This window comes from Oleiphilus sp. HI0079 (assembly GCF_001635105.1).
Map to the genome: position 1 here is coordinate 1 of NZ_LWFT01000801.1, position 643 is coordinate 643.

Consider the following 643-nt stretch of genomic DNA (forward strand, 5'->3'; position numbering starts at 1 on the left):
AACTTCAAAGCTTTAACGTGACATCATCTCAGTCAGCGCCCACACGAATTGCTTGGTTAATTTTTAAAGATCGGTGCTTGATGAACTGCTTCGTTCCCTCAAGCGAGGCGCGTATTCTACAGAGCCTCACATTCTTGTCAACGACTTTTTTGAAGTTTCTGATTTATTTTTTGAAGCCAACAAATCAGCGAAAAGTTATCAACAAAACCAGGTACTTATATAGCCTATATTTCCGCTAACCCGGCTCGTCTTCGCTTTTCGTTCAACCCTTGCGGGCTGTCTCTCAAAGCGAGCGCGCATTATAAATATCCTGACCTTGCGGTCAACACCTTTTTTATAAAAAATCGAGTTTCAACGCGCAACGACTACTTAATAACCACCCGAGCAATTTTCTTCTTGCCTGCCTGCACCACAAAGCGCCCACTGACCCGAAGCTTTAGTGTCGCCTCAACCGGCTTGCCGTCAACATAGACTGCACCGCGCCCAAGCACATCTTTAGCAGCTGCACCATTCTTCACCAAACCCGCCAAGCGCAACACTGCAGATATAGGCAGCTCCTCCTGCGAATCCGCATCAACCACAACCTCCTCAAGATTCTCCGGAATCTCACCAAGAGCAACCTGATTGCCCACTCCTTTGTGCG

At 47.4% G+C, this 643-nt stretch carries 1 protein-coding gene; it reads right to left on the minus strand.

Annotation, left to right across the window (positions count from 1 at the left end):
- Positions 1 to 365: 365 nt before the first annotated feature.
- A partial coding sequence (locus tag A3750_RS14960; protein ID WP_197475062.1) for an RNA-binding S4 domain-containing protein occupies positions 366 to 643 on the minus strand: 278 nt, incomplete at its 5' end.